Origin of the sequence: Shewanella hanedai (genome assembly GCF_007197645.1) — a bacterium.
GTDB classification, from domain to species: domain Bacteria; phylum Pseudomonadota; class Gammaproteobacteria; order Enterobacterales; family Shewanellaceae; genus Shewanella; species Shewanella hanedai.
Map to the genome: position 1 here is coordinate 65,788 of NZ_VKGK01000004.1, position 23,820 is coordinate 89,607.

Here is a 23,820-nt window from a genome sequence, read left to right on the forward strand (position 1 = left end):
TCGTCAGGACATAAGTCGAGCAACTTCAGAGCTTGCACCACCATGACTTCCATTTGGTTTTATCTCAATAGAATGGCTAAAAACAGTATAATTAATGGTGTTTATCTTGATAATAAAGCAGAGTAAGGAATAACTTTTTAGTTTTCGTTGATAATGATGAACATTGAGCACCTCAAACTTTTTGTCCGAATAGCCGCAACGTACAATATCAGTATGGCGGGGCAAGATCTTGGCTTATCCCCTGCAGTGGCAAGTGCACATATCAATAAACTTGAGGAAGGTCTTGGGGTGCGCCTTATTCATCGCACCACACGTAAAGTGTCATTAACTGAAGAGGGAAAATCGTTTCTTCCCTATGCAGAAGACGTGCTCTCAAGTGTGGATGCAGCGCTATCATCTGTTGGTGTTGGCAGTATTTCTCCACAAGGGACTTTACGTATCACAGCGCCCGCATCCTTCGGGCGTATGCATTTACTCCCAGCCTTGAACCAGTTTATCGCTCTGTACCCAAACCTGAATGTGGACTTAAAGCTTTCCGATACCATTGTCGACTTGGTTGAAGGTGGGTTCGATATTGCGATTCGCAACTCATATCTAAAAGACTCCAGCTTAATCGCAAGGAAACTCGCAACCGACAATCGCATCCTGTGTGCATCACCTCAATACTTAGCAACCTATGGCGAACCAGAAACTCCTAAAGCGCTCAGCGCGCATAACTGTATCACCCTGTTTGGACTTGAAGACTGGGGCTTTGCTACCCCAAACGGCCAGCTAAACATAAAAGTAAAAGGGAATTTTCGTACCGACAATGGTGAAGCTATCCGAGATGCCTGCGCCAATGGTCTAGGCATAACGATAAACTCAAAGTGGAGTGTATATCAACATCTTCAACGTGGTGAGTTAGTCCAAATATTGAAAGACTATCCTTTGGTGCCCGAAGCTGCGATCTGGGCCGTGTACCCAAGCTCGAGATTATTAGCCCCAAAGGTGAGAGCATTTATTGATTATTACATTGAGTATTTTGGCGACTCACCTAACTGGGAGATAAATAAGAGCTCTTATCATGCTTAAACAATATCAATCCTTATCAAGCTTAAGCTATAAAAAAAGCAGCCTATGATCTCCATAGACTGCTTAATCGATGCCATTATTCAACACTGAGCCAATATAAAGTTGATAACTAATGCTTAGCTCATATTGAATTAATGCTTGGGTTTTACGCCGTTACGCACCATATCTTTGCCCGTTTCAAACACATCCTTGGTGATCCAACGTGCGTGTAACACCTTGTGGTTGCTATCGAAAACCGCAACAAAATGACGGCCATCAGCATTATTGGTCGCCATGCCAACGCCTTCGACGCCATCTAGCCCTAAACCACCACTTTCAACCGAGAGTAAAAAGCGCCCTAACTCATCTAGGTTATCGATTACATTCAGTTCATCGTTCATTCGTTAATACTCTTAATTGCTGTATATCTACTTAGACGCAAAGTTTCTCATAATCAGCGGCGATTTACACTGAAGAAAGGCGACAAAGCATACTTCTTGTCAGCCATTGAGCATTAGCATTGAATTTCGGCGAAGTGATACCAACCCCAATGCCTCATTGGACACCAACATATAGATAGGTTATCTTATTTTACCGTACGAATATTAAGCTAATTACGGCACCGCTTTTTATTAAGCTACCCGTTAAAACATAAACGCTAACTTCAAGCCACTTCACTTATTACCAGTTTAAGTTATTCGTTCAATATTAGAATTGCCGCCATCGAAAGGAATACGATGCATCTAATGGCTAATCACCAACTAGCACTTAACCTTACCTGGCTATTAGCTACGCTGTTAGCCAGTGGCTGCTCACTAAATAATATAGGACTTGCCAGCGAATCTCATATTGAGCTTTATAAGCATGCAAAAATTGTCACGCATCAAGCCTATGGCTTACACCTTTATACTGAACCTGTCGTCGGTATACAGTTAGGCTATATAAAACAACGACTAGTCTACCCCTTATTTAGCGACAACCATGATTTATGTATTGACCAAGTTATTGGTGAAAGTTCGGAAAATAACAATCCATCAGACCAACAAGAGTATTCAGCCATTCCCCTGTTTGTTAGCAGTCAACAAACAGGGTTGGGACTATCAGCTTCCTCTTACCATATTCGTGTAAACCTAGGCACCACTTCACGTAACACCCTCCGAATTAACCAAGCAGACTCTGTTTCTATTTATTATATAAATGAGGCGCAGCAGCGTGATGAGGACATTTGCGCCGTGTTAACTTCAAAACCCACAGATAAGGATATTAATGATGATATATAAACGATTATCAGGCCCATTACTGGTTCTGCTCTTGGCTGGCTGTCAGTCAAACTATTTAGTCTATGTACAAGAAACATCTTTAGGATTAACGATTGCAGCCAGTACCGAAGGCAGTAATAAAATGTCCCTTGGTTACGATAGGGATGTGTATGCCATTGTTCCTAAAAAAACAGAAGATTCAGATGCTATGTCGCTATTTTCTGTGAACAAAGTAAAAGTAACCGGCCTTGACGATATGGAAGTGTCGGAGTTTGTCGCAAGTGGAGAGGCTGCTGATAAACTGGCTGAAAGTGCTAACTCTATCAATCAGTTACGCGAAAAGGTATATGGAGAGATTAAATAATGAAAATCATACATTTAGTTTTAATCTCTCTCTTTGCTATGACACATTTAGCAGGTTGTAGCAATGCGGTCACTTATCACCATTCTGAGCGAAACAGTATTGCCCTCGAGACCCGGGCTACAGATCCACAACAACCGGTTCAAGGCAATATAGGAATTAAAACCCGCACCATAGTCGTCACCCCAAAAGTGGACAAACAAAGCGGAAAATCAACCAATGTCGTCAGTGACTTTGAACTAAAACGTAAGCCCAATGAGAGCTGGTACAAGTTTGGAACCACAGAGATCAGCAGTACATTTATGACAGGTAAAGCCGCTACACTTGCCAGCACCCAGAGCATATTAGCCGTAAAAGGTGGTTTAGGCAGCGATACATTAGGTGAGTTTAATGTTCGTAAAAAGTCGATTGCCCAAAGTATCTACCAAACTTTAAACACAATGAAAGAGGACGAAACAGCTAAAAGCTTAAGCAAGCGGTTAGATGACCTAAGTAAACTGCTACCTGATGTGAGCAAAATTAAATTTTATAGCTTCACTATGGACGCTAAAGGAAATGCTACAGGTATTAAAGACAATAAAATATCAAGCTTACCCAGTACTTTTAAAGGCGTGCTCAGATATATCACTGATATTGAAGGTAGCCTTATAGTCCTCGATGAGATGCTGGTTAATCGAGCGATGACCTACAATAGGCAGCCTATTGATAAAAATACACTAGATAGTTTAATCAAAGAAAAAGCCTCATTAATCAAGGAGAGAGAGACATTTGCAACCACAATTGGTAACAGCCCAGCCATTGATGCCGCAGCTGAGTATATTCTAGGGCAACTTTGAGGAGTCAGTCATGGACGAAATAACTATCACTGAGTGGGATAGCAACTCTATCGAGTTAAGCGTCGAGGACTCAATAAAATATTTCATTTTTTGGGATTCACAAATACTGCAAAGAGGCAAAACTCAAATACTAGATAGTACGTTAGCTTTAAAGCTCGTTGCCGAGAGAGCTGAGCTCTATGACTACGGCATTATTGAGGCTAAACGTAACACCCAAGACAATGCTTGGCTATGTAAATGTATGACTTGATGCTTTGGTGAACTCAATCCTGTTGCAAACTTTGACAGCAATGCTGAAAAAAGATTAACAGTCTGACTTTAAAGAACTTTATTCTCACTGAAGGCGCAAAATATTAGAGGGTGAGTATCAATATGGTCAGGCCATGCTGCGCTTCGATTTTTCGTATGGGTTGCCGTTGTCGAAATCAACGTGGCGTCGAATATCTTTAATATCGATGTCGATTAAGGAGAGGGACTGCTGGATTAACTGGTAGAGATACTCATCATGCTTAGCCATTTTGGCATTGCGAAACTCTGTGAACATGCAGGTGATCTGAATTGAACCAGCGACATTGCCATAATGCACCTTATGACTAATCCATTCAAAACCCTCGACGTTCTCCTGTGCAATTTCGCACACTTGAGTCAGGCTTTCTCTGATATTTTGCTCAATCTTCTTGTCTGATTTTTTCATCTCGTTTTAATCAAGTAACCTTCGAAGATTCCTTTTCATCAGTGTTACTCAAATCCCTCCTTTTTAGCTTTCTCTTTATTCAATTCTATAAGCATTCCTGATAGTTGCAAGATTTCAGCATTAATCATTTCTCTTTTCTTATCAGCGGCCTCCGATTTATCACCTTGTAAATCCTTAAGCGCTAGCTTCAATTCTTCTATCCGCTCTTTAATGCGTTCAATCTGTGTATCCACAATAGAAGCTGGGCCCACTTCGCTTTGTTCTGCAGCTTCTGCCACCTTTTCCTGCTTCTCTCCCATTGAGCGACCAACATCTAACTTATGTGCTGCTCGACCAGCATCGGAAATAGACACTTTATCAACGGCTTCAGTCTTGCTACTAGCAGGTTCTGTATCAGCTTTGGGGGCAACAAAAGCCTCTGACACAGATCGTGTTCCTGAAGAAACGCTACCAATATTCAACCCGTCAATATTCAAAACCATTCCCTTCATACTGATTAGTATTCATCGTAAAAACACATTCAAAGACAGCTAGATTCAAGTGGATTATTCATCTAACTAGGTAAGTAAGAAACAATCCGTATCATTATGTATCACCCTATCTCTTTTTATCGACAAAAGACGTATTTCCTTAAGCATTATCGTAAAACAAAAAAAGAGGTTAACCTGACGGCTAACCTCATTTGTCTAAAACAGACACAAGATTGATGATTTTTTTAGCAAATTTTTACACTAACTTTCTACACTAGGCTGGCCAACATCTCATCTGAATATGCCACCAACTCTTCACCAGCACGGACGCGGGCAACATAATCAGGATTGGCAATAAATGGTCTGCCAATCGCTAACAGATCAAATTTATCGTTACTAATGGCCGCACTGCCAGACTCTGCGCTGTAACTTCCTACGCCAACAAGGGTCTTGCTGTAAACACTTCGAACGTAACTAGATGCACGGCCACCGAGATAATCAAATTCCATCGCATCATCAAAAATCCCGATATGCAAAAAAGCCAAATTACGTTGCTCAAGTTCACCTAACAAATAGTCAAATACGGCACGATCTGTATTATCGCCAGCCATATTGAAATATGCACCAGGTGAAACTCGTAGTGCCGTTCTGTCGCTGCCGATTCTGGCTGAAATTCCGTCGACAACCGCTAGTGCAAAACGTGACATGTTTTCTGGTGTTTGCCCATATTCATCAGTGCGGTGGTTACTGGCATAGTGCAGAAACTGATCGATGAGATAACCATTAGCCCCGTGGATTTCGACACCATCAAAGCCAGCATCTATCGCATTAGAGGCCGCTTGAGAGTAATCAGCCACTAACTGGGTGATCTCATCATACGTGACCGCTTTAGGTACTTGGTAAGTTAACTCTCGCATTCTAGGTACGCTCCCTTCTACACCAATAGCAGAAGGAGCCAATGCCTGAGTTGAACTGGATTTCTTAAAAAAATGAGGATGCGCAACACGGCCTGTATGCCATAGCTGAGCAAATATTTTACCACCAGCATGATGAACAGCATCAGTCACCACTCGCCAACCATCTATCTGAGCTGACGTAAACAAACCGGGAGTATTGGGATAACCCTGTGCATCGGGGCGAATGATCACCGCTTCTGAGATAATTAACCCCGCTTCGGCACGGCGAGCGTAGTAGTCAGCCATGGCCTGAGTCGGAACTAACTCTTCATCAGCCATACAACGAGTCAGTGGCGCCATTAGAACCCTATTTTGAAGGGTAATGGTCTCGTTAAGCACAAAAGGTTGAAATAAGTTATCAGTCATAGAGAGAAAGTACTGAGATCGGCAATGACCGCTTTTATGGACAAGGGTTACGGCAAAACCAGTATGCAAGATCTGACTAAAGCCACAGGGTTACACCCCGGCTCTATCTACTGTGCCTTCGACAATAAACGAGGCTTATTACTGGCAGCTTTAGAGCAGTATAAAACCGATAGAAGCACTGAGTTTCTAGGTTTCTTCACTGGAAACAGACCCGTACTAGTTGAGCTCAAAGCCTATCTGGATAACACAGTGCAAGAGTGCATCAGTTGCGAGGCTGCAAAGGCTTGCTTGCTCACTAAAGCCCTTAATGAAATGGCTCAACAAGATGAAGAAGTGCAAAACATCATTACCGAGAACTTGGCAAATTGGCAGCAAGGGCTCGCCGATGTATTTGATTTAGCCAAAGCGAAAGGTGAACTCAGCTCTCAACGTGATAGCCAGCATTTGGCACGCTTTTTAGCCATGGGAATTTACGGTTTAAGAACTTTCGCACACACCCATCCTCAGGGTGAAACTTTACAAGAGCTAGCGGATCAGCTCTTCCAAGATATCTGTGCCTAGTCACTATCTTGAATAGGCTAAGTCAATCACGTTAGCCTACGCCAACTCGCCCTGTCTCGGAGTCGATTCGGTCGTTGATGATTGCCAGTTTCGAACATAAAACAGGTAATAGAAACTCGTCGAGACCAGCCAAGCGATGCCTAGACTCCATATTCCATGTGAAAAAAAGTGAGCACCACGTAGCTGCTGACTCAAACTAAAAACCCCACCTAGAACCAAGCCAAACATTAAGCCTTTCCACCTCAGTTTTGGACAATGCTGGTAGGCAAAATAATAGAGGGCGACCCAAGCAAAACCGCCACTGGAATGACCGCCAGGGAAACACACCCCAAGCTCGCCATGGGAAGGTGATATAGCAAAAATAGGCAAGTACTCGTGGCTTCCGCCAAATAGGGACAGATCCCAGGGACAACTAACATGACTAAGATCTTTTCCAAGCCGGACAAGCAAAACGGTGCTCAGTACGCTAAGAAACAACAAAACTAGGCTTTTTCTAAAAGGTTTTAGGCTAGATTTCCAGAAACTTACTATCATGGACACCAGTACAATAGCACTAATCAATATCACAAAATTACGGCCACCTACATGAATCACATTATCTAACACCCATGTGTGTCTTAGTGACCATTGAGTCACCCCGCCCTCAAGTTCAAACCAAAATTTAGCAATAGGGATATCGAGCTGTAGATATTCGAAAACAGTCGCCAGCGTGGCGAACATGAGTCCCGGAAAGAGGAGGTGTCGACGTAGAAAAACCTCTTTGCTCACTCTGTGCTCAGTTAACTTGCCCATTATTTTTACCCCAAAAAAACCAATAGGGATTTTCCCCCTAACAAGGTGAAAAAAATGTGAAGGCCGATGTTATTGAAAGAATGAGATGATAAAGATTAGCTTGAACCAGCCTCGAATAGATTACAATAAGCACAGACAAAGCCCCTGTTTCTGCTGTATTCTGTCGCCCTCAGATATTACGAAAGTTCACCATGATCATAGAAGTCACCAACATTCCAAACCCAGAAATAACCTGCTCCAACTGTCAGGCCTGCTGTTGTCGTCTTCAGGTCATCATTATCTCTGAAACCGGTGTGCCAGAGAAGTATATCGAAGAGTCAGATTGGGGCGGAGATGTAATGCAACGCTTAGATGATGGCTGGTGTGTAGCTTTAGATCGTGAAACCAAGATGTGTACCATCTACGAAAATCGCCCTTGGGTATGTCGCGAATTTGAGATGGCCTCCTACGAGTGTGAAGTTGAACGCAGTGAGAATGGGCTATAACTCTTGCCTATAGCCCTGCCTTGTTAACATAGTCTATCCTGAGTAAGCTAACGCTAGCCATTTATCTAATCGCTCGTCGCTTATTAAGGATATTCAGTGAAGTTAAGATCGATACACTATTTTCAGTCTGTCTATGAACAGGGCAGTATCACCGCGGCTTCACGCCAATGCTTTGTCTCTCAACCTTCTATCACCGCAGCGATATCTCAGTTAGAGCAGCAACTTAACGTCGAGCTTTTTGTACGTCATCCAGGTGGTGTTCGCCCCACTTCAGCCGCCGATAAACTCTATCCGCTGGCAAGAAAGATGAGTGAAAACCAACAAGAGATTCTACATCTGTTCAGTGACACTCCCACACCCGTTCCACTCCGCCTAGGATTAATGCGCTCTTTGGGCGCACAACGGATGAGTGAGCTGCTTACCGAACTCACCCAAAGGATCGATAATGTTGAGTTAACCCTTGTTGATCCAGATGAGCCCTGTGATGTCAGAGTCGTGCTAGCTCAATCGGTATCGAGCAGCGAAGACTTCATCCCTATCTGGGAAGACAAATACCAGCTTGCCATTCCCTGTAATTGGTCACTGGCCTCAAAGCCTATCATTGAAATTGATGATCTTAATGCACTGCCTTTTATCAATCGTACCCCCTGTGACGCCCTCGATAGATTAAAGCAAACCATGACAAAATCAGGTGTTCAGATGCAAACGAGAGCCAACATACGCACAATTGAATACACTTGGCCCTTAGTCTGTGCAGGTGTTGGCGCTGCATTGCTGCCTGATTGGCAAGAGATAAAACACAATAATGCCTTAGTGTTAAGACCAATTGCGGGGGAGAAACTGATAAAGCAGATAGGACTGGCTTATAATGCCAGCAGGATCAGTGAGCCTATGATTGCCGCTGTTATCTCAGTTTGCCGAAGAAAACTGTAAAAAGAGCAAGTTCAAAGGCGAAATGAACTCGCCTTTGCCTAAATCTAACCAGCTTATTTTACCACTAACACTGGGCACTTGGCCTTATTGGTGATTGCTTCAGCCACATTAGGGTTAAGTAGATGGGATAGGCCTGTATGACCATGGCTAGCCATCACTACCATGCCCACTCCCTGCTCGACACTTTCCTCTAGGACTTGTGATATAACATCCCCACTTCTGATCACAGGAATAACACTGAGTTCTTCATCTAAATGAGTGTTGATCTCTGAAGCTAATTTAGTGAGCTTTTCACGCGTAAAATCTTCCACTTTGTGCTCTAAATCGACCGGTGTTTCAACAATAATCCCATAATTATGCTGGCTATAAACATCGCTCATCACATGCAATAATCGAATGTTCACATGATATAAATTTGCCATTTCGATGGCATATTTTAGCGCATGTGATGCTGTTTCAGAAAAATCGGTTGGACATAATATTTGTCGAGTACGCACAATAACCTCCTATCTAACCCATTATTTAAATGTCTATTAAACCATATTACTGACAATTAACGGTTTACTAAATGTCACTTCACGACCAATACCGGACACTTAGCTTTATTAGCGACGCCTTCGGCGACATTCGTGTGTAAGAAATGAGATAAACCACTCCGACCATGACTGGCCATCACTATCATACCAGCATCGAATTCAATGGCGTCAGCTAAAATCTCATCGATAGGCGAACCTCGCCTAATCACGGTTTCCATGGGAAGCTCACTCTTAAGCCCAGCGAGAAGGTCGCGCATTTGATCTGCGGCCGTATCTTCCATACTTTGAGCTAGCTCTGCGGGAGTAATGGCTAGTATTTGATAGTTCTCAGCACCAAGCGGTTGATCGACTACATGAATCAATCTCAAACCCACCTGATAAAAATTGGCCATTTCAATCGCGTATCTTAAAGCATGAGACGCAGTTTCAGAAAAATCTGTAGGACAAAGTATTTGTCGGGTTCTCATAACGACCTCCTATGGTTCTATCATTATATGCTCAAGCCAGTTCAGATGCCCGTTTTAGGCTCACTTCCAGAGCCCTGTTCGATAAAATAATGACCACTTAACTCTCACTAAAGAGAAGGTTAATAATGTCACAATTTACGCTTTAACAACTGACCTTTACATTAATTCTAGTTTGAAGTTTGAATAAAAATCTTGACCAGGATCACACAAACCTTCAAGTCTGAAAAATCTCCCCTACCACAATATCCAATACCTACAGCTTATTTGTCCCGCACTAATACCACAACAAACACATACGTTAAAACCCGCTAAAAAAACGGATTTAATCGCTATTCAAACCGTGAACATCCAGATATTAAACCTAAATATCTATTCATAACTTCCATACTGATGAAATTTTAGCTCTCTATACTCGGTCTTGAATCTAGGTAGGTATGGTGGCCATTGAGACCAGATAAACAAACTGTTCGCAACACAGACAGTTTTTTTATGTGGTACCTAAAAATAGCCACTAATCTTATACCTGAGTTTAATAATTAATCAAAAAGGGTAATATCATGAATACTAAAGCTCAAGCCACTCTGACAGGTGCAGCACTCGCTCTCGCAATGGCAGGACTAACCGGTTGTAATAGCACTGACAAATCAGAGACGACTCAAGCTGCAATGGCAAAAGGTAGCAGCGATCTCGTTCACTGTTACGGCGTTAATGCATGTAAAGGCCATAACGACTGTAAAACAGCAACCAATGCTTGTGGCGGCCATGCAAGCTGTAAAGGCACTGGATTTGTCGCCATGCCAGCTAAAAGCTGTGGCGATGTGGGCGGAAAAGTACAAGATGATTGGGTCGGTAGTATCGCTAAAACAGATCTAGTGCATTGCTACAGTGTGAACGTTTGTAAAGGCCACAATGATTGTAAAACAGCAAATAACGCTTGTGGCGGACATGCTAGCTGTAAAGGCACTGGCTTTGTTGCTGCTCCAGCAAAAGCGTGTGCTGATATTGGCGGCAAAGTAGGCGCTTAATACCAGTCGGTATCATTAGAAATACAGGTACCTATTATCGCTATTGGTTATAGGTGCCTTCATTTATTTACCATTGATTGAGGTAACCACTGAGTGACAGAAACTGCACTGACACAAGATTTTCTTGGATTTGGATTGGGCTTAAGAACCAATCATTTTGATCATGTTCTGAACACTCGTCCCGACATAGATTGGTTCGAGGTTTTATCAGAAAACTACATGGTTGCAGGCGGTAAACCCAGGTATTACCTTGAATCGATAGCCGAACAGTACCCTATTGTTATGCACGGCGTGTCAATGTCCATCGGCAGTACAGATCCGTTAGACATGGAGTATTTAACTGCCCTGAAAAAATTAGCCAACGATGTGCAACCTAAATGGATATCAGATCATATTTGCTGGACCTCCATTCACGATGTGAATAGCCATGATCTCCTGCCACTGCCTTATACAGAGGAGACCATTAATCACGTCGCCGAGCGCGTGAGAACAGTACAAGACTTTCTTGGTAGACGGATCCTGTTAGAGAACGTCTCAAGCTACCTCTCCTATAAAGATTCAACCATGGATGAGTGGACCTTTCTCAATGCCGTTGCAGAACAAGCTGATTGCCTAGTATTACTCGATATCAACAACATCTATGTGAGCGCCAGAAACCATCATTTCGATCCCGTGACATACCTGAATAAGATCGAGCCTAAAAGAGTACAACAATTTCATTTGGCGGGTCACTCAGACTACGGAGATTATGTCATCGATACCCATGACCACGACGTACCAGACAGTGTTTGGGATCTTTACGGTACCGCTTTAGAGCGCTTTGGTGCGGTCAGCACAATGATCGAAAGAGACGGAAACATTCCCGAGTTTTCTGGCCTTGAGCAGGAATTAAACATCGCCAGAGATATTGCAATTAAGACATTACCTGGGTTACAAACTCACTTAGATGGCCTTAATAAAAACAGCAACAGGAATGTCTTTGATGGCAAGTCTTAAACAAACCCAAGAACTCTTTATGGCTTACATTTTATCGGATAAGAGCACCGACAACGCCCAAGACGATAAATGTTCAGCTTTTACCTCCCTTATCACAGCTAAAAGTGATGAAGATGGTCAAACTCGTTTGGGGATCTATGCCAGCGCTTATCGGCTGCGACTCATTGAGACGATAGAGACAGATCACGAGATGTTAGGCATCTATCTCGGCGATGAACTTTTTGACAAGATGGCACAAGAGTACATCAACGCTCATCCTTCATCTTATCGCTCCCTGCGACATTTTTGTGATGCTCTGCCACCATTTTTACAAGATGATGCCTTTTTCAGCCAATACCCTATTCTGTCCCATATTGCCGCTTTCGAGCGACGTCTACTTAATGCCTTTGATGCAGAAGAACAATCAAGAGCGAGCTTTTCTGAACTTGAGCAACTTGCTCCAGAACATTGGCCAGAGAGCCGCTTTAGGTTTCACTCTAGTGTGCAAATATTTAAGTGCCAAAGTAACGCGGTAGAAAGCTGGCAAGCATTGAAGAATCAACAAACGCCTCCACAACCCGACTACAGCATTGCCTGCGCGTGGTTACTTTGGCGAGGTGAAGAGAGATTGACCGAGTTTATCTCTCTTACTGAGTATCAATTGGTTTTATTAGAGGGATTTCTTCAGGGGCAAAGCTTGGCGCAACAGTGTGAATTAATGCTTAACTATTTCGATGAGGAGCAAGCCCCAACAAAAGTACTGCAAGCCATACGTGCTTGGTTCGAGATGGGGATCATCCGCGCTATCGCTTAAGCCATAAGTTTCGAGCTAGAGGCAAGATAAACAACGTCGCTAGCTCCGAGGCTAATCAACAGTCAATAGACAGCCCTCACCCTTTACAATATTCAAAAAACAAGAAACAGCTCTTCATTCCCTTTCAACATTCAACAACAAATATAAATACTGGACGTTTTTCACTCACTGGATTAGCATATCAACAACAGACCGACCAATCAGTCGGTTTTAATGATTATGATTAGAGTAATAAGACAACCACAGCAAAACAGGAGAGCGAGCGGATGAATATGCCAATTCAACAAACTGAAGATGAAGTCACTAAGGGAGTGAACTTAACCGAGTTACTTCAATCTCAGCAGCAAAGCTACCGTTCTCAACCTGCGCCAACTTATGAACTCAGAATCAAACAACTCAGTGCAATTAAAACTGCCCTACTCAAATTTAAGCAGCCGTTAGCCGAAGCGCTAAACCGAGACTATGGCAGTCGTTCTCTGGATGACACCTTAATCTCAGATATCATGCCCTGCATTAACAACGTCAATTACAGCCTTAAAAATCTTAAAAAGTGGATGAAACCAAGCCATCGCCATGCAGGCCTCTTACTTGCTCCCGCTAAGGTTAAAGTCCAATACCAGCCCGTAGGCGTTGTGGGCATTATCGTGCCGTGGAACTTTCCGGTCATGCTCTCCGTGGGTCCTTTGATCACGGCAATCTCTGCTGGTAATCGTGCCATGTTAAAGCTGTCAGAATTCACGCCTGAAACCAATAAAGTGATCACAGAGATGTTAACCAGCATTTTTGATGAAACCACTGTCGCAGTCGTTGAGGGAGAGGCTGATGTTGCTGCTGAGTTCTCTTCACTGCCTTTTGATCACTTGCTCTTTACCGGCTCTACCACCGTCGGGCGTCATGTGATGCGAGCAGCAGCAGCCAACTTAACCCCAGTAACACTTGAGCTTGGCGGAAAATCACCCGTGCTTGTGGCGCCAGATATGCCAATCGATACCGCTGTTGAGCGTATGATCTATGGTAAGTGTCTCAACTCAGGACAGATCTGTGTCGCACCTGATTACGTATTAGTGCCAAAAGCTAAACAGGCTGAATTTATCGCGGCCTACCAAAAGAAGTTTAACGCCATGTATGGCAAGGTTAGCGACAATAATGATTACGGCTCAATCATCAATGAGCGCCAGTTCGATCGTTTAACCTCTGTGTTAGAAGATGCAAAAGCTAAAGGCGCCACTGTAGTGAGCGCTAACGGTGAAGAGATCAACACCGCCAAACGAAAAATCCCCACTCAGCTCATCACCAATGTCAGCGATGAAATGACCTTGATGCAAGATGAGATTTTTGGGCCGCTTCTACCAATCATAGGTTACGACTCCTTAGATGAAGCGATTGTTTATATCAATGACAGACCACGTCCATTGGCACTCTACTTGATGAGCTTTAACCAACAAACTCAAGACTTAGTGCTGACTCACACCCATTCAGGTGGTGTATGCATTAATGAAACGGTCTTTCATGTCGCAGCCGATGATGCGCCATTTGGCGGTATTGGTCCCTCAGGTATGGGCCACTACCATGGTAAAGAGGGATTCCTCACCTTAAGCCATGCTAAAACAGTATTGAGCAGAGGCAAGCTAAACACAGGTAAGTTTGTCCACCCGCCATACGGCACGGGTATCCAGGCCATGTTATATAAGCTATTTTTACGTTAACAGTCGGCGGTAAAACACGATGTCGGTTAAAAGCTGACTACTGAAACTAGTTCAGAATGACATTAGAGTTGCATCCTGAGTGTATCTCAGGATCTAGCTTTGTTCTGTTAGTTATGAAAAGTCATTCGAAGAGAATTAAGTATTAGATGAGTAAACCAGATAAAAAACAGGCTATTTTAGACACCGCACTCACACTATTCGTCAGCCAAGGGTTTTATGCGACCTCTACGGCTTCGATTGCCAAAAAAGCGGGAGTTGCAACCGGTACACTTTTTCATCACTTCCCCTCGAAAGATGAACTGATGAAACACCTGTTTCTCTCGATAAAGCAAGAGTTTGCTGACGCGATTACAGCGTCGATTAAAGACAGCGGCGATCTAAAACAAGATGCAGAGCACCTTTGGTACAGTGCTATTCAGTGGGCCATCGATTACCCACTTAAACAGGAGTTTTTCCAACAATACTCCATGTCGCCGTCCATCGCCATTGAGATCAGAGAGCAAGCGATGAACTCAATATTGAGCTTTATGGGCAACTTAATGCAGCAAGGGCAAACTCAAGGGTTGTTTGCCTCTTACCCGCTCACCTTGATGCAAGATAATTGTCACGGTCAATACTTAGCGGCCACCCGTTACTTTCTCGATAATCCTGAAAAGTGGCAAGTGGACACTCATAAACAAGCCAGCTTTTCAATGTTTTGGAATGCTATGGTGCAAAGCTAAACACTCACTTATCCCGCTTTAACGAATACCGTTCGTTAAAGTGGGATAATCGTTATGACTACTGACACTCAGCTAATAATTGTTGGAAATGTGCACCTAAGTCTTGGCTGGCAAACTCACGACTCGATGCGACCATCTGCTGTAGGCTCTCTAATCCTTGCTCCATACCTTGATCTGCCACTATCTGCTTCGCATACACAGCAGCATCAGCGCCCTTCTGTAATAAGTTAGAGACCATCTCAAAGCTGATATCTTGCTCCATTAAGCCTTGTAATTCGTTTAGAAGCTCAGCAACTTGCGCCGACTCAACCAGTGACCCCTCAACATTGATAAACTCCCCTAACGGATCGCTATCAAGCTTACCAGCCACACAGGCGGCAACACTGCCAGCTTCAGCACCGGTAGCAACCGCATCAAGGCCCTGACTACGGATCTGCTCAATGACTAACTGAAGCTGTTCATTCTTGGCTAACCAAGCTTGTTCAAGCTGTTGTTTTTCATCAAGGTCGAAATAACCACAACCACTTAAACTGAGCAGCAACATCCCAGGTACAACAAGCGTTTTAAATGACATGAATCCATCTCCAAAACAGGCACTAGATGCCCAGTATTATACCTCTGTTATAGGGCGCTGACTTTTAATCATTGTTAATCTTGAGCAAAGTAAACTAAAGCGGTCTAAAACCAGCAAAAGTAACTGGCTTATCATTTAATTGTGGCGCTAATTGCGACAACAGATTCGGCTCACTCTTCTTGCTTGAGCAACCACAACCACCAGCTGAACCACCACAGCCGCTGCCACAACCGCCTTTCTTCTCATGATTTAAGCATTCACGACCTTGCTCCACATCCACTAAGCGACGAGAGAGATCGATGGCAGCAGAAAACAGTTCAGTTAACTCCATATTACGATTGCATCGACTCACGCTAATGCCCGCAGCAAGCAGCTTACCTAATATGCGCTGACCAATCTCTTCAACAAGTACAATCGACGTACCTTGGTCTTTAATCAGGGTTAACATGGCTTTTTTAGCGCTACAGCTGCCAGCTAATGCGGGGTTGTCGAAACGTGCAATTAATTGCTGTTGTTCATTATAAAAAGCAATTTCTTTGGCTTTAGTAAAATGGCTCGCCAATCTACCTCTACTCAGTGGTACTGCAATAATCATTCTATCTACCTGTTGTTACTTGCAAATAAATTGATATTACGCCCACAGAAAGTGGCTTACTGTGAGTCAATCTGCATGTCAGGTGTTTTTATCTGAGCTTTTATTAAAATATTTACCAAGAATCTGCATCAAAGCGCGCAGTTCTGGCTTCTGTCATTGTGCAATCTGTTATGTGTATCAATTCAGCAAGGGTGATATTGGGATTGTCAGTGATCAGACGAACCAACTTGGCATCAAGCGGTTCTAGCTTGTCGCTATGATCAAGTAAAGCGGTGGTGATTTTTTGTATAAGATAACGAAATTTATCACCATTTTCTATTTTCAATGTGACTGAAAACTGTTGAATCTTGATGGCTTCACCAGAAACGCCCCAATTTCTGGAACGTCGCACACGCTTAAGCTCACAGTCATGTTGCAGTGCAATGTCTTTGGCCTGTTTTACCTCTTCCCTGCCTATTCTATGAATAAGGGAAGGCAGTGAGATGGTGATTTTATCATTCATAACAGCATCTCATTTACTCTTGTATTTGCCAGAATAAACTATTCCTCTAACGAACCTCTCATCTTATGCAGTCCCGACATAAAATAAATCAAAATAATTCTGTACAATAAAAATTTATCGGGTAGTATTCAAATCACTCGGCTGTTTAGAGTTATTAGTGAACATAAAGTAAAAAGTAAAATCTCAGAATTTCTTCGTCATTGTTGTTATCCTCAGTTTTCCCTTATCTTCATCGCCACATTAAATAATTCAATTTCAGCTCATCGCATACTGCGATAATTTTATGAATTTAATTATAAGGGACACATCATGTCTAATTCAACAACTGGTATCGTAAAATGGTTCAACGAAGATAAAGGTTTTGGTTTCATTACTCAAGACAATGGCGGCGCTGACGTGTTCGTTCACTTCCGTTCAATCGCTTCTGAAGGTTTCAAGACTTTAGCAGAAGGCCAGAAAGTATCTTTCGAAGTAGAGCAGGGTCAAAAAGGCCCTCAAGCAGCTAACGTAGTTGGTCTGTAATTTCGAAAGTTGACGTAAATGGTTTAATGACCATTTACGTCATTTTTAAATCGATCGTTAAACATCGATTGTAGAACAATTTTTAATCGTCAATTTATACCGTATCTGCGAAAATATTAACATTTCAATCATCTGCTTTTTGTATATGTCGTTAGGTTTCTCATTCACTTCGTTATATCCCTATAAATAAACATTAATACTAAACGTACCCAGCTTAAGACTAATTTCACTTTGTCGTTTTTATGTCCTATTCAAGCTGATAAATTATTCAAACTTGAAGCTACTTATGTTTCAAAAATTAAAAACACAAACACAAACACACTCAATACTGAAAGGTAATAAATGAAAATAAATTTTAATATTTTTAAAGGCAACATCTCTTGGAACGCGCTAATCCACCAGTTAAATGGTGATGTACTATTACGTCATGTTTCAATGAAAGGTAATCTAGATAGCAGGAATGTAGATTTCGCCTATTGTGACGAAACTTGCCAAGGTAAGATCTTAAACGATGAAAATAAGCTTATCGGTAACTTCTCTGTCTCCTACTAGTCTTTTACATAGACACGCATATTAGAAAGAGCCCTCTTCATAAGAGATTTATGCAAGAGATTGATTTAAAAATAAATCATCTCCCTCACACTCTTTCTAATAAGTAGGCATTTCTTAAAACACCTACTCCCCTAACATTAATTTACTTGCGTTCAGCAATTGCTTTCGCCATGGCTGCATCGGCAATCAATTCAAGTTTAGCCAAATCGATATCTTTGTGGGACTCACAGATAAACCAAGGCTCACGTGAATCAGGCTCTAACATGATACCGCTCTTAATCAAGTTATGAGCAAACTCGGTATATAAGTTGCTGTCAGTCTTCTTCCAGTCACGATAGTTTTGCGGTACCTGGCAACCAAAATGAATACCGAACATCGCATCAGGGCCAGCAAACTGGTGCTCAATACCGTGCTTGGTAAATACGCGAGATAACACCTGTTGAATATCGGCACCGGCTTTATTGATGCTGTCATAGGCATTGGTTTCATTCAAAATGGTTAGCGTTGCTTTAGCTGCACTTAATGCAATCATGTTCGCGGTATAAGTACCACCATGAGTGACCCCCTTTTTCCCGAAGCTGATCACGTCCATAATATCGCTACGACCACCGAAGGCAGCAACAGGATACCCATTGCCCATCGCCTTAGCGTAAGTCGTGAGGTCGGCGTGGATACCATAAAGCTCTTGTGCACCACCTTTAGCCACACGAAAACCCGTTTTAACTTCATCCATGATCAATAGTGTGCCATTGGCATCACACATATCACGCAATTTCTGCATGTACTCTTGCGAGGATGCGATGCTGCCACAGTTACCCAATATCGGCTCTATGACGATGGCGGCAATATCATCACCAACACGAGTGAAGACTTCATCGATTGCAGCAAAATCATTGAGAGGAACGGTTTCCAGATGCTCACGACTCGCTTCAGGAATTCCGCCACCAAAAGCGGTGATCTTTGGTGCTGCTTGGGTTTCGCTATCCCAATTATCAACATCTGATTTCCACATCATCTCATCGTAGAGGCCATGAAAACCGCCTTCAACGACCACAATCTTGTTACGATTCGTAAAACCACGAGCTGTGCGTACTGCACCAATCACCGCTTCAGTTCCTGAGTTAGCAAAACGCATCTTTTCAATATTTGGACACATCTGCTTTATCAGTTCAATAACTTGAGAATCAAGCTCGGTTGAGAATCCTGAAATTGTGCCACGTTCAGTGATCGCTGCCACGACTTCTTGATCCACTCTGCTATCACGGTAACCCAAGATAATAGGTCCGTATGCTAGGCGGAAATCGATAAACTGCTGGTCGTCAGCATCTGTGATCGTACAGCCTAAGCTACTCTTAACGAATACAGTGTTCTCTTCGCCCCAATAACGGTAGCTATCGGCGACACCTAAAGGCATGTTGTTGTGGGCTTGTTTTAGTAGTGCACTGGTGGCTGGTTTATCAGCATTGCTCATATTGTTATCTGTCTACATCATAAAAAGTCTGGCACGTATGATACAGGTCACAATAATGCATTGCCATATAACGGATGGAGTAATGCAGTGCCATCCACCTTAAACGGGGACAGGTGGATGACACTCTGAATAGTAACCAGTTTGCTAAGCTGTAGGTTGCTCTTTAATGAAGTCGACAAAGAAAGACTTCAACTCAAGCTTTCTCTCATCATCTAATGGCTGGCCATCTTTGTCAGACACCAAAAATACATTGTCGACTTGCTCACCAACTGTGGTGATTTTGGCTGAGTGAATATTAAGTTCAAACAGTCTAAAGCCATTACAGAAGTGACTCATAAATTGCGGGTTATCAAGTGCCGTGACACTAATAAGCGTTCTATCCTTCTTACGAGAGCGCAAGAACTCCACTTTGGGCTCGCTGACAAAAGAGCTAATGTTATTATTAAGACGTTGTTTAGGGATTTTTTTATTTTCAAACAATACTTCTTTGATCTTTTGCTTGATACGGGCGCGTCGCCCAGTGGTTCTTATTGGAAGCTCATCATAATCCAGTATTTTTAATGACTCCACCACATACCCATCTTTGGTTTTGGAGATATTAGCTTGTTGAACTGAGATCTGTAATGAAGCCAAGGTATTAAACAGTGTCACAAACAGGCCTGGTTTATCCTTCATATAAACGAACAAATCACTGAAACCTTTAGTACTGCTTTCATCCAATAAAACAAGTGAATCTTCAACAGGGCTTTGCGCCATCGCGATAGAGTAACGAGCTATTTCACTGGGCTGAGCATTACTGAAAAAGGATAACGGCAATCGTTTCCAAAGCTGTTTAATTTCATCAGGAATGACCCTCAGCCCCATGAGTTCCAGTGCTTCATTCTTGTGCTCACGGACTATCGTTCGCTGCTCTAACACGTTTTCTAAGCCATTACGCAGTGCGAAACTGATCGACATATAGAGATCTCGCAGTAACGTCGCTTTCCAGTTAGTCCACAGATCATCATTTGTCGCCCTAATGTCGGCAACCGTTAAGCAGTAGAGCGCATCAAGTCTAGCTTTCGTCCCGATGGTTTTCGCAAGGTTATTTACTTCCGAAGGGTCATATATATCTAATCTCTGGGTGGATAATGATAACAACAAATGGTTTTTAACTAACCAGACGATCACTTTAGCTTGCGATGGTTTTAGCTCATGAAAAGTAGCAAATTGCATCGCATCGACAGCGCCCAATTCACTATGATCACCACCACGCCCTTTACCTAAATCATGGAACAAAGCGGCCAACAACAACACCTCTTTATTGGCGATAGCTTTGTAAACTGCTGAAGGGTGCGTAAGCGCCTGAGTTTCTGGTTTATCGTTGAGTGAATATAAGTACTTAAGGAGTTTATGTGTATGTTCATCAACGGGATAAACATGATATAGATCGAATTGCATCTGACCCACAATTTCACGCCACTGTGGAAGGTATGACGCTAATATTCCATGTTTATGCATTAACGAAAGTGCAAGTCCCATGCCCTGTGGATGACGAAATAGAGAGATAAACTCTTTACGGCAACTGTGAAAATCTTGCAGATCACCAAGCAGTCTTCGTCTAACCTGACGGATTAATCGAATCGTCTGCGGCGTAATACCAACAATATCATCCGCGTTTTCAGCAATATGCGTAAACAGCGCAATAAGCTGCTTACGATCAACAAAAACATCATCGTGGCATGCGTTGATCAATCCATTATTGATTTCAAAATGCTCACTTAGCGGAGTTGATTTTTTATCTGTTTGTTCAAGTATTTCATCTTTAAAGTACTGCAACAGCATTTGATTAAGTTCACTGATCCGCCTCATTGCACGGTATAGCTGGCGCATCATTTTTTCGATAGCAAGGTGACTGTTGTCTCCAAACCCCATCAGTCGCGCAACATCGCTTTGCAAAGAGATAAGCAATCGGTTTTCAGATCGTTGTGCTGCCGCATGTAGCGCCCAGCGTGTACGCCAGATAAAATGTTGTGACTCTAATAATTCGGCATATTCGTCGGCAGTAAAGAAACCAAACCGTCTTAAAGCTGCCATATCTTTTGCTGCGAAATATTTACGGGTTACCCAAATCAAGGTTTGAATATCACGCATGCCACCGGGGCTATTTTTCAGATTGGGTTCTAAGCTAAAGGCACTCCCCTGCGCCTTTTGATGTCGTTCATCTTGCTCATTTACTTTCGCTTTAAAGAAAACTTCACTGCTCCAGAGCGTATCGCCATAAAGTTTTTCTAACACCTCTTTAGCATGCGACTCAGGTCCGGTTAAATGACGGATTTCAAAGAGGGAAGTCGCTATCGTTACGTCCTCTTCACACACCTTATCAATTTCATTCAGCCCAAGAACGGTGTGACCAAGTTCGAGACCTAAATCCCAAAGTTGAGTAAAGAAATGACCAATCTGTGAGGCTTGATGAGGACTGAGTTCATGAGAAAATAATACACAAATATCGATGTCAGAATAGAGATGTAAAGTTTGACGACCATACCCGCCTACGGCATTGAGAGATATGTCTTCGGTAGCAAGATCTGCGCATTCCCAGAGGTGGAGAAGTAAGGAGTCAAAAAAATCAGAGCGTAGCTTTACAATTTCGTCGATGGCAACGTGGGTAAAGTTTTCATTAAAGTAGTTATCAGCATCTTGGATTATTTGTTTATAATCGGTAATGCCCATTTTTGAACTGAATTGAGGTGATATACCAGAGTCAGACATGTTTCTCCTGCGGTTATTTGCATCCAATATAACTTAAGGTTTATTCAAAAAATCAAACCGTTATGCAATGGCCTATATGAGAAATAGAGTAGACGATCCAAATATAAATTACAAATCGACAACAGTATGTCAACGTCACAGAGTATCAAGACGAATACTCTTCATAGTGATACTTAAGCGGCGACCTCAAACAATAATAACGCTTTGCTGTAAACCACTCCTCTCAGAGTGATTTACAAAATCTAACGGTAATGGCTAGATGATTAGCTAATTAACTCTTCAGGCGCTTGATAACTAATATGTTGATGGAACCGTACAATCAGTTCTTCACGTGATTTATCTAACGCTAATTCAGAAGTTAAACTCTTTAATGCCTCTTCTGCTCGATTTAAAAAACGACCAAGTCCGCCACCTTTACAATCTTTAACTCCTGCAGCAATGGTAAAGCTGACCATTTCAGCCAAATGATCACCAGCCCAATGACGAATATATTGTTGCTCTTCTACATTCGGGTCGAAACCGAGCATCTGCACTTCATCAGTGCCATCGACTTGATCATATTTACTGTTACGCACTAATGGTGTTAACCCATTAGCAACCATAGCAATCTGCTTAAGTTGTTTGGCTGATGTAGCTTGAACAAACGCATCCTCTAGCTTCTGATACAGTGGCGAAAAGTCGGTGGCTTGTTCAGGTAAAAAAGCCTGCTTGAGCTTGCGACTTAAAGGCAATTTCACCGTAACGTAGCATAATGAGCCATGCCCTTCTGGGAGCGGACAATCTCTTGCGGTATACCTGTCACTGATAGAGCGTAGCTTGTACCCATAGCTCTCTTTGTTGCCCTTAGCATGAGCAAACAGATCATAAGAGAGATGTTGATGATCACGAATTTTAATTGTGAGGTTTTTCTCAGGTAACTGAGGCATCAGTTTCGCGAGAAAATGCTGCACTTTAATATGAAAACTCGCTGAGTTACTGCGAATGTCTTCACCAGTTGCTAGGAATACAACTCGTATTTTACGGGCTCGGTAATCATCCTGACTATGCAGACTTTGCGCTTCATGATACTCAGGATTATAAAAAAAGATGATCTGCTCTGCCGTTGGGAAACAATACGCTTCAGCGTGGAAACGCACGACGGGGAGTTTATCGTTAGTGATAACGTGAAGATTATATAACTCCTCTTGCTCCGCTAGATTAAAAATGGTTCGACTAAGAGTTTGGTAACACGTTTTGTAATCAGGATAATGGGCCAACAAAGCGTCCGTTACTTTGATCTCTGCAGTGATATATTGATTGCTTCGAACATCCTTGGGTACGTACACTTTTTGCTGATGGCTAAGGGACATAAATACTCCTTGTGATAAGTTAACCATGTGTATCTTGGCGTAGATTATAGCGATAAGTTGTGACAAAAATGCTGCAGTAGAACACACTTTTAGCTACGCAACTTTATGGACACTTACTTATCCTAAGTTTGCATAACATCATACCGTTCGAATGTGATTTATTTCTTAAAATCAATCTGTAAGAGAATCAAGGCTGTGACAAATAACTCTGAAATATGTGAGCTTAATCACTTAAGCTTCAGGGCATTCGTACAATACAATATTACCTCCTAGTAAACTAAAATCAGAATAACTATGTCGTCACTGCCGAGAAACATTTTTTGGCGGTGTAAGAGTGCGCCATTGGTACTAAATCCCCAAACAAGTTCAAACCGCAAGGTTCAGCATCTTGAGATCGCTTGGAGATACTCATGCACACTTTGATCCTATTCGTTAGGGCGCAGAACTGCTAAATAAAATGGAAAAAAGCAATAAATGAGTACCCCAAACAATAAAT

28 protein-coding genes are annotated in these 23,820 nt (G+C 42.5%); 15 read left to right on the plus strand and 13 right to left on the minus strand.

The window, feature by feature from the left end:
• The first annotated feature begins 156 nt into the window (after positions 1–156).
• Positions 157–1,071, plus strand: a complete 915-nt coding sequence (locus tag FN961_RS04825; protein WP_143563565.1) for a LysR family transcriptional regulator — start codon at positions 157–159, stop codon at positions 1,069–1,071.
• Positions 1,072–1,202: 131 nt separating this feature from the next.
• On the opposite strand, the gene FN961_RS04830 is transcribed toward FN961_RS04825, so the two are convergent.
• The gene (locus FN961_RS04830) at positions 1,203–1,451 is read right to left on the minus strand and encodes a hypothetical protein (protein WP_143563420.1); all 249 of its coding nucleotides are present in this window, start codon (positions 1,449–1,451) and stop codon (positions 1,203–1,205) included.
• A 345-nt stretch (positions 1,452–1,796) separates the two neighbouring features.
• Here FN961_RS04830 and FN961_RS04835 point away from each other — a divergent pair, with 345 nt between their 5' ends.
• Genes FN961_RS04835 through FN961_RS04850 form a run of 4 tightly spaced genes read left to right on the plus strand, consistent with a single transcriptional unit; the run spans position 1,797 to position 3,756 of the window.
• Positions 1,797–2,330, plus strand: a complete 534-nt coding sequence (locus FN961_RS04835; protein WP_185972728.1) for a hypothetical protein — start codon at positions 1,797–1,799, stop codon at positions 2,328–2,330.
• Positions 2,317–2,673: a hypothetical protein gene (locus FN961_RS04840; RefSeq protein ID WP_143563422.1), complete on the plus strand. Its 357-nt coding sequence runs from the start codon at positions 2,317–2,319 to the stop codon at positions 2,671–2,673. The genes FN961_RS04835 and FN961_RS04840 overlap by 14 nt, the downstream gene beginning before the upstream one ends.
• Positions 2,673–3,506: a hypothetical protein gene (locus FN961_RS04845; protein WP_143563423.1), complete on the plus strand. Its 834-nt coding sequence runs from the start codon at positions 2,673–2,675 to the stop codon at positions 3,504–3,506. Before FN961_RS04840 ends, FN961_RS04845 begins: the two co-directional genes overlap by 1 nt.
• A gap of 10 nt (positions 3,507–3,516) precedes the next feature.
• Entirely contained in the window at positions 3,517–3,756 is a 240-nt protein-coding gene (locus FN961_RS04850) for a ubiquitin family protein (protein WP_143563424.1), read from the plus strand.
• 126 nt (positions 3,757–3,882) lie between these two features.
• Here the strand turns inward: FN961_RS04850 and FN961_RS04855 are convergent, their stop codons facing one another.
• The 3 genes from FN961_RS04855 to FN961_RS04865 all read right to left on the minus strand — a co-directional run bounded on the left by FN961_RS04855 (position 3,883) and on the right by FN961_RS04865 (position 5,992).
• Positions 3,883–4,200 carry a Fis family transcriptional regulator gene (locus FN961_RS04855; protein WP_143563425.1) on the minus strand — a complete coding sequence of 106 codons (318 nt, stop codon included), beginning with the start codon at positions 4,198–4,200 and terminating at the stop codon, positions 3,883–3,885.
• Positions 4,201–4,244: 44 nt separating this feature from the next.
• On the minus strand, positions 4,245–4,676 hold the full coding sequence (locus FN961_RS04860; protein WP_143563426.1) for a hypothetical protein: 432 nt from the start codon (positions 4,674–4,676) through the stop codon (positions 4,245–4,247).
• Positions 4,677–4,939: 263 nt separating this feature from the next.
• On the minus strand, positions 4,940–5,992 hold the full coding sequence (locus tag FN961_RS04865) for an alkene reductase (protein ID WP_143563427.1): 1,053 nt from the start codon (positions 5,990–5,992) through the stop codon (positions 4,940–4,942).
• Between the two features lie 36 nt (positions 5,993–6,028).
• Between FN961_RS04865 and FN961_RS04870 the strand changes: the two genes are divergently transcribed.
• Entirely contained in the window at positions 6,029–6,553 is a 525-nt protein-coding gene (locus FN961_RS04870) for a TetR/AcrR family transcriptional regulator (RefSeq protein ID WP_373293391.1), read from the plus strand.
• 36 nt (positions 6,554–6,589) lie between these two features.
• Here FN961_RS04870 and FN961_RS04875 read toward each other — a convergent pair whose 3' ends face one another.
• On the minus strand, positions 6,590–7,345 hold the full coding sequence (locus tag FN961_RS04875; RefSeq protein WP_143563429.1) for a phosphatase PAP2 family protein: 756 nt from the start codon (positions 7,343–7,345) through the stop codon (positions 6,590–6,592).
• Between the two features lie 191 nt (positions 7,346–7,536).
• Here FN961_RS04875 and FN961_RS04880 point away from each other — a divergent pair, with 191 nt between their 5' ends.
• Positions 7,537–7,830 (plus strand): YkgJ family cysteine cluster protein, encoded by a 294-nt coding sequence (locus FN961_RS04880; RefSeq protein ID WP_143563430.1) that lies wholly within the window; start codon positions 7,537–7,539, stop codon positions 7,828–7,830.
• 96 nt (positions 7,831–7,926) lie between these two features.
• Complete coding sequence (locus tag FN961_RS04885) at positions 7,927–8,763, plus strand: LysR family transcriptional regulator (protein WP_143563431.1); 837 nt, start codon at positions 7,927–7,929, stop codon at positions 8,761–8,763.
• A gap of 53 nt (positions 8,764–8,816) precedes the next feature.
• Here the strand turns inward: FN961_RS04885 and FN961_RS04890 are convergent, their stop codons facing one another.
• On the minus strand, positions 8,817–9,260 hold the full coding sequence (locus tag FN961_RS04890) for a universal stress protein (protein ID WP_143563432.1): 444 nt from the start codon (positions 9,258–9,260) through the stop codon (positions 8,817–8,819).
• Positions 9,261–9,334: 74 nt separating this feature from the next.
• Positions 9,335–9,766, minus strand: coding sequence for a universal stress protein (locus FN961_RS04895; protein ID WP_143563433.1), 432 nt, complete (start codon positions 9,764–9,766; stop codon positions 9,335–9,337).
• A gap of 557 nt (positions 9,767–10,323) precedes the next feature.
• Here FN961_RS04895 and bufA2 point away from each other — a divergent pair.
• The 5 genes from bufA2 to FN961_RS04920 all read left to right on the plus strand — a co-directional run bounded on the left by bufA2 (position 10,324) and on the right by FN961_RS04920 (position 15,008).
• On the plus strand, positions 10,324–10,791 hold the full coding sequence (gene bufA2 / locus FN961_RS04900) for a BufA2 family periplasmic bufferin-type metallophore (protein ID WP_143563434.1): 468 nt from the start codon (positions 10,324–10,326) through the stop codon (positions 10,789–10,791).
• 93 nt (positions 10,792–10,884) lie between these two features.
• Positions 10,885–11,787: an MNIO family bufferin maturase gene (gene bufB, locus FN961_RS04905; protein WP_143563435.1), complete on the plus strand. Its 903-nt coding sequence runs from the start codon at positions 10,885–10,887 to the stop codon at positions 11,785–11,787.
• Positions 11,774–12,580 carry an HvfC/BufC N-terminal domain-containing protein gene (locus tag FN961_RS04910; RefSeq protein ID WP_143563436.1) on the plus strand — a complete coding sequence of 269 codons (807 nt, stop codon included), beginning with the start codon at positions 11,774–11,776 and terminating at the stop codon, positions 12,578–12,580. The genes bufB and FN961_RS04910 overlap by 14 nt, the downstream gene beginning before the upstream one ends.
• 266 nt (positions 12,581–12,846) lie before the next feature.
• Entirely contained in the window at positions 12,847–14,286 is a 1,440-nt protein-coding gene (locus tag FN961_RS04915) for a coniferyl aldehyde dehydrogenase (RefSeq protein WP_143563437.1), read from the plus strand.
• 146 nt (positions 14,287–14,432) lie between these two features.
• Entirely contained in the window at positions 14,433–15,008 is a 576-nt protein-coding gene (locus FN961_RS04920) for a TetR/AcrR family transcriptional regulator (protein ID WP_143563438.1), read from the plus strand.
• 58 nt (positions 15,009–15,066) lie between these two features.
• Here FN961_RS04920 and FN961_RS04925 read toward each other — a convergent pair whose 3' ends face one another.
• The 3 genes from FN961_RS04925 to FN961_RS04935 all read right to left on the minus strand — a co-directional run bounded on the left by FN961_RS04925 (position 15,067) and on the right by FN961_RS04935 (position 16,679).
• The gene (locus tag FN961_RS04925; RefSeq protein WP_143563439.1) at positions 15,067–15,582 is read right to left on the minus strand and encodes a hypothetical protein; all 516 of its coding nucleotides are present in this window, start codon (positions 15,580–15,582) and stop codon (positions 15,067–15,069) included.
• Positions 15,583–15,676: 94 nt separating this feature from the next.
• Positions 15,677–16,177, minus strand: a complete 501-nt coding sequence (locus tag FN961_RS04930; RefSeq protein WP_143563440.1) for a NifB/NifX family molybdenum-iron cluster-binding protein — start codon at positions 16,175–16,177, stop codon at positions 15,677–15,679.
• A 112-nt stretch (positions 16,178–16,289) separates the two neighbouring features.
• A complete protein-coding gene (locus FN961_RS04935) occupies positions 16,290–16,679 on the minus strand; it encodes a ribosome recycling factor family protein (RefSeq protein ID WP_143563441.1) in 390 nt (129 codons plus the stop codon).
• Between the two features lie 309 nt (positions 16,680–16,988).
• Between FN961_RS04935 and cspE the strand changes: the two genes are divergently transcribed.
• Both cspE and FN961_RS04945 read left to right on the plus strand, forming a co-directional pair.
• Entirely contained in the window at positions 16,989–17,201 is a 213-nt protein-coding gene (cspE, locus tag FN961_RS04940) for a transcription antiterminator/RNA stability regulator CspE (protein ID WP_143563442.1), read from the plus strand.
• A gap of 342 nt (positions 17,202–17,543) precedes the next feature.
• A complete protein-coding gene (locus FN961_RS04945; RefSeq protein ID WP_143563443.1) occupies positions 17,544–17,753 on the plus strand; it encodes a hypothetical protein in 210 nt (69 codons plus the stop codon).
• Positions 17,754–17,895: 142 nt separating this feature from the next.
• On the opposite strand, the gene FN961_RS04950 is transcribed toward FN961_RS04945, so the two are convergent.
• The 3 genes from FN961_RS04950 to FN961_RS04960 form a co-directional block, all read right to left on the minus strand.
• Complete coding sequence (locus tag FN961_RS04950) at positions 17,896–19,224, minus strand: aspartate aminotransferase family protein (protein WP_143563444.1); 1,329 nt, start codon at positions 19,222–19,224, stop codon at positions 17,896–17,898.
• Positions 19,225–19,368: 144 nt separating this feature from the next.
• Positions 19,369–21,975 (minus strand): [protein-PII] uridylyltransferase, encoded by a 2,607-nt coding sequence (gene glnD, locus FN961_RS04955; protein ID WP_143563445.1) that lies wholly within the window; start codon positions 21,973–21,975, stop codon positions 19,369–19,371.
• A gap of 263 nt (positions 21,976–22,238) precedes the next feature.
• Positions 22,239–23,324 (minus strand): DUF3083 family protein, encoded by a 1,086-nt coding sequence (locus FN961_RS04960; protein WP_143563446.1) that lies wholly within the window; start codon positions 23,322–23,324, stop codon positions 22,239–22,241.
• Positions 23,325–23,820: the final 496 nt, after the last annotated feature.

What these genes read in the sequence shown, in the direction of transcription:
- FN961_RS04825 (WP_143563565.1), top strand. Translation starts at nt 157, where the DNA reads ATGAACATTGAGCACCTCAAACTTTTTGTCCGAATAGCCGCAACGTAC.
- FN961_RS04830 (WP_143563420.1), bottom strand. Translation starts at nt 1,451, where the DNA reads ATGAACGATGAACTGAATGTAATCGATAACCTAGATGAGTTAGGGCGC.
- FN961_RS04835 (WP_185972728.1), top strand. Translation starts at nt 1,797, where the DNA reads ATGGCTAATCACCAACTAGCACTTAACCTTACCTGGCTATTAGCTACG.
- FN961_RS04840 (WP_143563422.1), top strand. Translation starts at nt 2,317, where the DNA reads ATGATGATATATAAACGATTATCAGGCCCATTACTGGTTCTGCTCTTG.
- FN961_RS04845 (WP_143563423.1), top strand. Translation starts at nt 2,673, where the DNA reads ATGAAAATCATACATTTAGTTTTAATCTCTCTCTTTGCTATGACACAT.
- FN961_RS04850 (WP_143563424.1), top strand. Translation starts at nt 3,517, where the DNA reads ATGGACGAAATAACTATCACTGAGTGGGATAGCAACTCTATCGAGTTA.
- FN961_RS04855 (WP_143563425.1), bottom strand. Translation starts at nt 4,200, where the DNA reads ATGAAAAAATCAGACAAGAAGATTGAGCAAAATATCAGAGAAAGCCTG.
- FN961_RS04865 (WP_143563427.1), bottom strand. Translation starts at nt 5,992, where the DNA reads ATGACTGATAACTTATTTCAACCTTTTGTGCTTAACGAGACCATTACC.
- FN961_RS04870 (WP_373293391.1), top strand. Translation starts at nt 6,029, where the DNA reads ATGGACAAGGGTTACGGCAAAACCAGTATGCAAGATCTGACTAAAGCC.
- FN961_RS04875 (WP_143563429.1), bottom strand. Translation starts at nt 7,345, where the DNA reads ATGGGCAAGTTAACTGAGCACAGAGTGAGCAAAGAGGTTTTTCTACGT.
- FN961_RS04880 (WP_143563430.1), top strand. Translation starts at nt 7,537, where the DNA reads ATGATCATAGAAGTCACCAACATTCCAAACCCAGAAATAACCTGCTCC.
- FN961_RS04895 (WP_143563433.1), bottom strand. Translation starts at nt 9,766, where the DNA reads ATGAGAACCCGACAAATACTTTGTCCTACAGATTTTTCTGAAACTGCG.
- bufA2 (WP_143563434.1), top strand. Translation starts at nt 10,324, where the DNA reads ATGAATACTAAAGCTCAAGCCACTCTGACAGGTGCAGCACTCGCTCTC.
- FN961_RS04910 (WP_143563436.1), top strand. Translation starts at nt 11,774, where the DNA reads ATGGCAAGTCTTAAACAAACCCAAGAACTCTTTATGGCTTACATTTTA.
- FN961_RS04915 (WP_143563437.1), top strand. Translation starts at nt 12,847, where the DNA reads ATGAATATGCCAATTCAACAAACTGAAGATGAAGTCACTAAGGGAGTG.
- FN961_RS04920 (WP_143563438.1), top strand. Translation starts at nt 14,433, where the DNA reads ATGAGTAAACCAGATAAAAAACAGGCTATTTTAGACACCGCACTCACA.
- FN961_RS04925 (WP_143563439.1), bottom strand. Translation starts at nt 15,582, where the DNA reads ATGTCATTTAAAACGCTTGTTGTACCTGGGATGTTGCTGCTCAGTTTA.
- FN961_RS04930 (WP_143563440.1), bottom strand. Translation starts at nt 16,177, where the DNA reads ATGATTATTGCAGTACCACTGAGTAGAGGTAGATTGGCGAGCCATTTT.
- FN961_RS04935 (WP_143563441.1), bottom strand. Translation starts at nt 16,679, where the DNA reads ATGAATGATAAAATCACCATCTCACTGCCTTCCCTTATTCATAGAATA.
- cspE (WP_143563442.1), top strand. Translation starts at nt 16,989, where the DNA reads ATGTCTAATTCAACAACTGGTATCGTAAAATGGTTCAACGAAGATAAA.
- FN961_RS04945 (WP_143563443.1), top strand. Translation starts at nt 17,544, where the DNA reads ATGAAAATAAATTTTAATATTTTTAAAGGCAACATCTCTTGGAACGCG.
- FN961_RS04950 (WP_143563444.1), bottom strand. Translation starts at nt 19,224, where the DNA reads ATGAGCAATGCTGATAAACCAGCCACCAGTGCACTACTAAAACAAGCC.
- glnD (WP_143563445.1), bottom strand. Translation starts at nt 21,975, where the DNA reads ATGTCTGACTCTGGTATATCACCTCAATTCAGTTCAAAAATGGGCATT.
- FN961_RS04960 (WP_143563446.1), bottom strand. Translation starts at nt 23,324, where the DNA reads ATGTCCCTTAGCCATCAGCAAAAAGTGTACGTACCCAAGGATGTTCGA.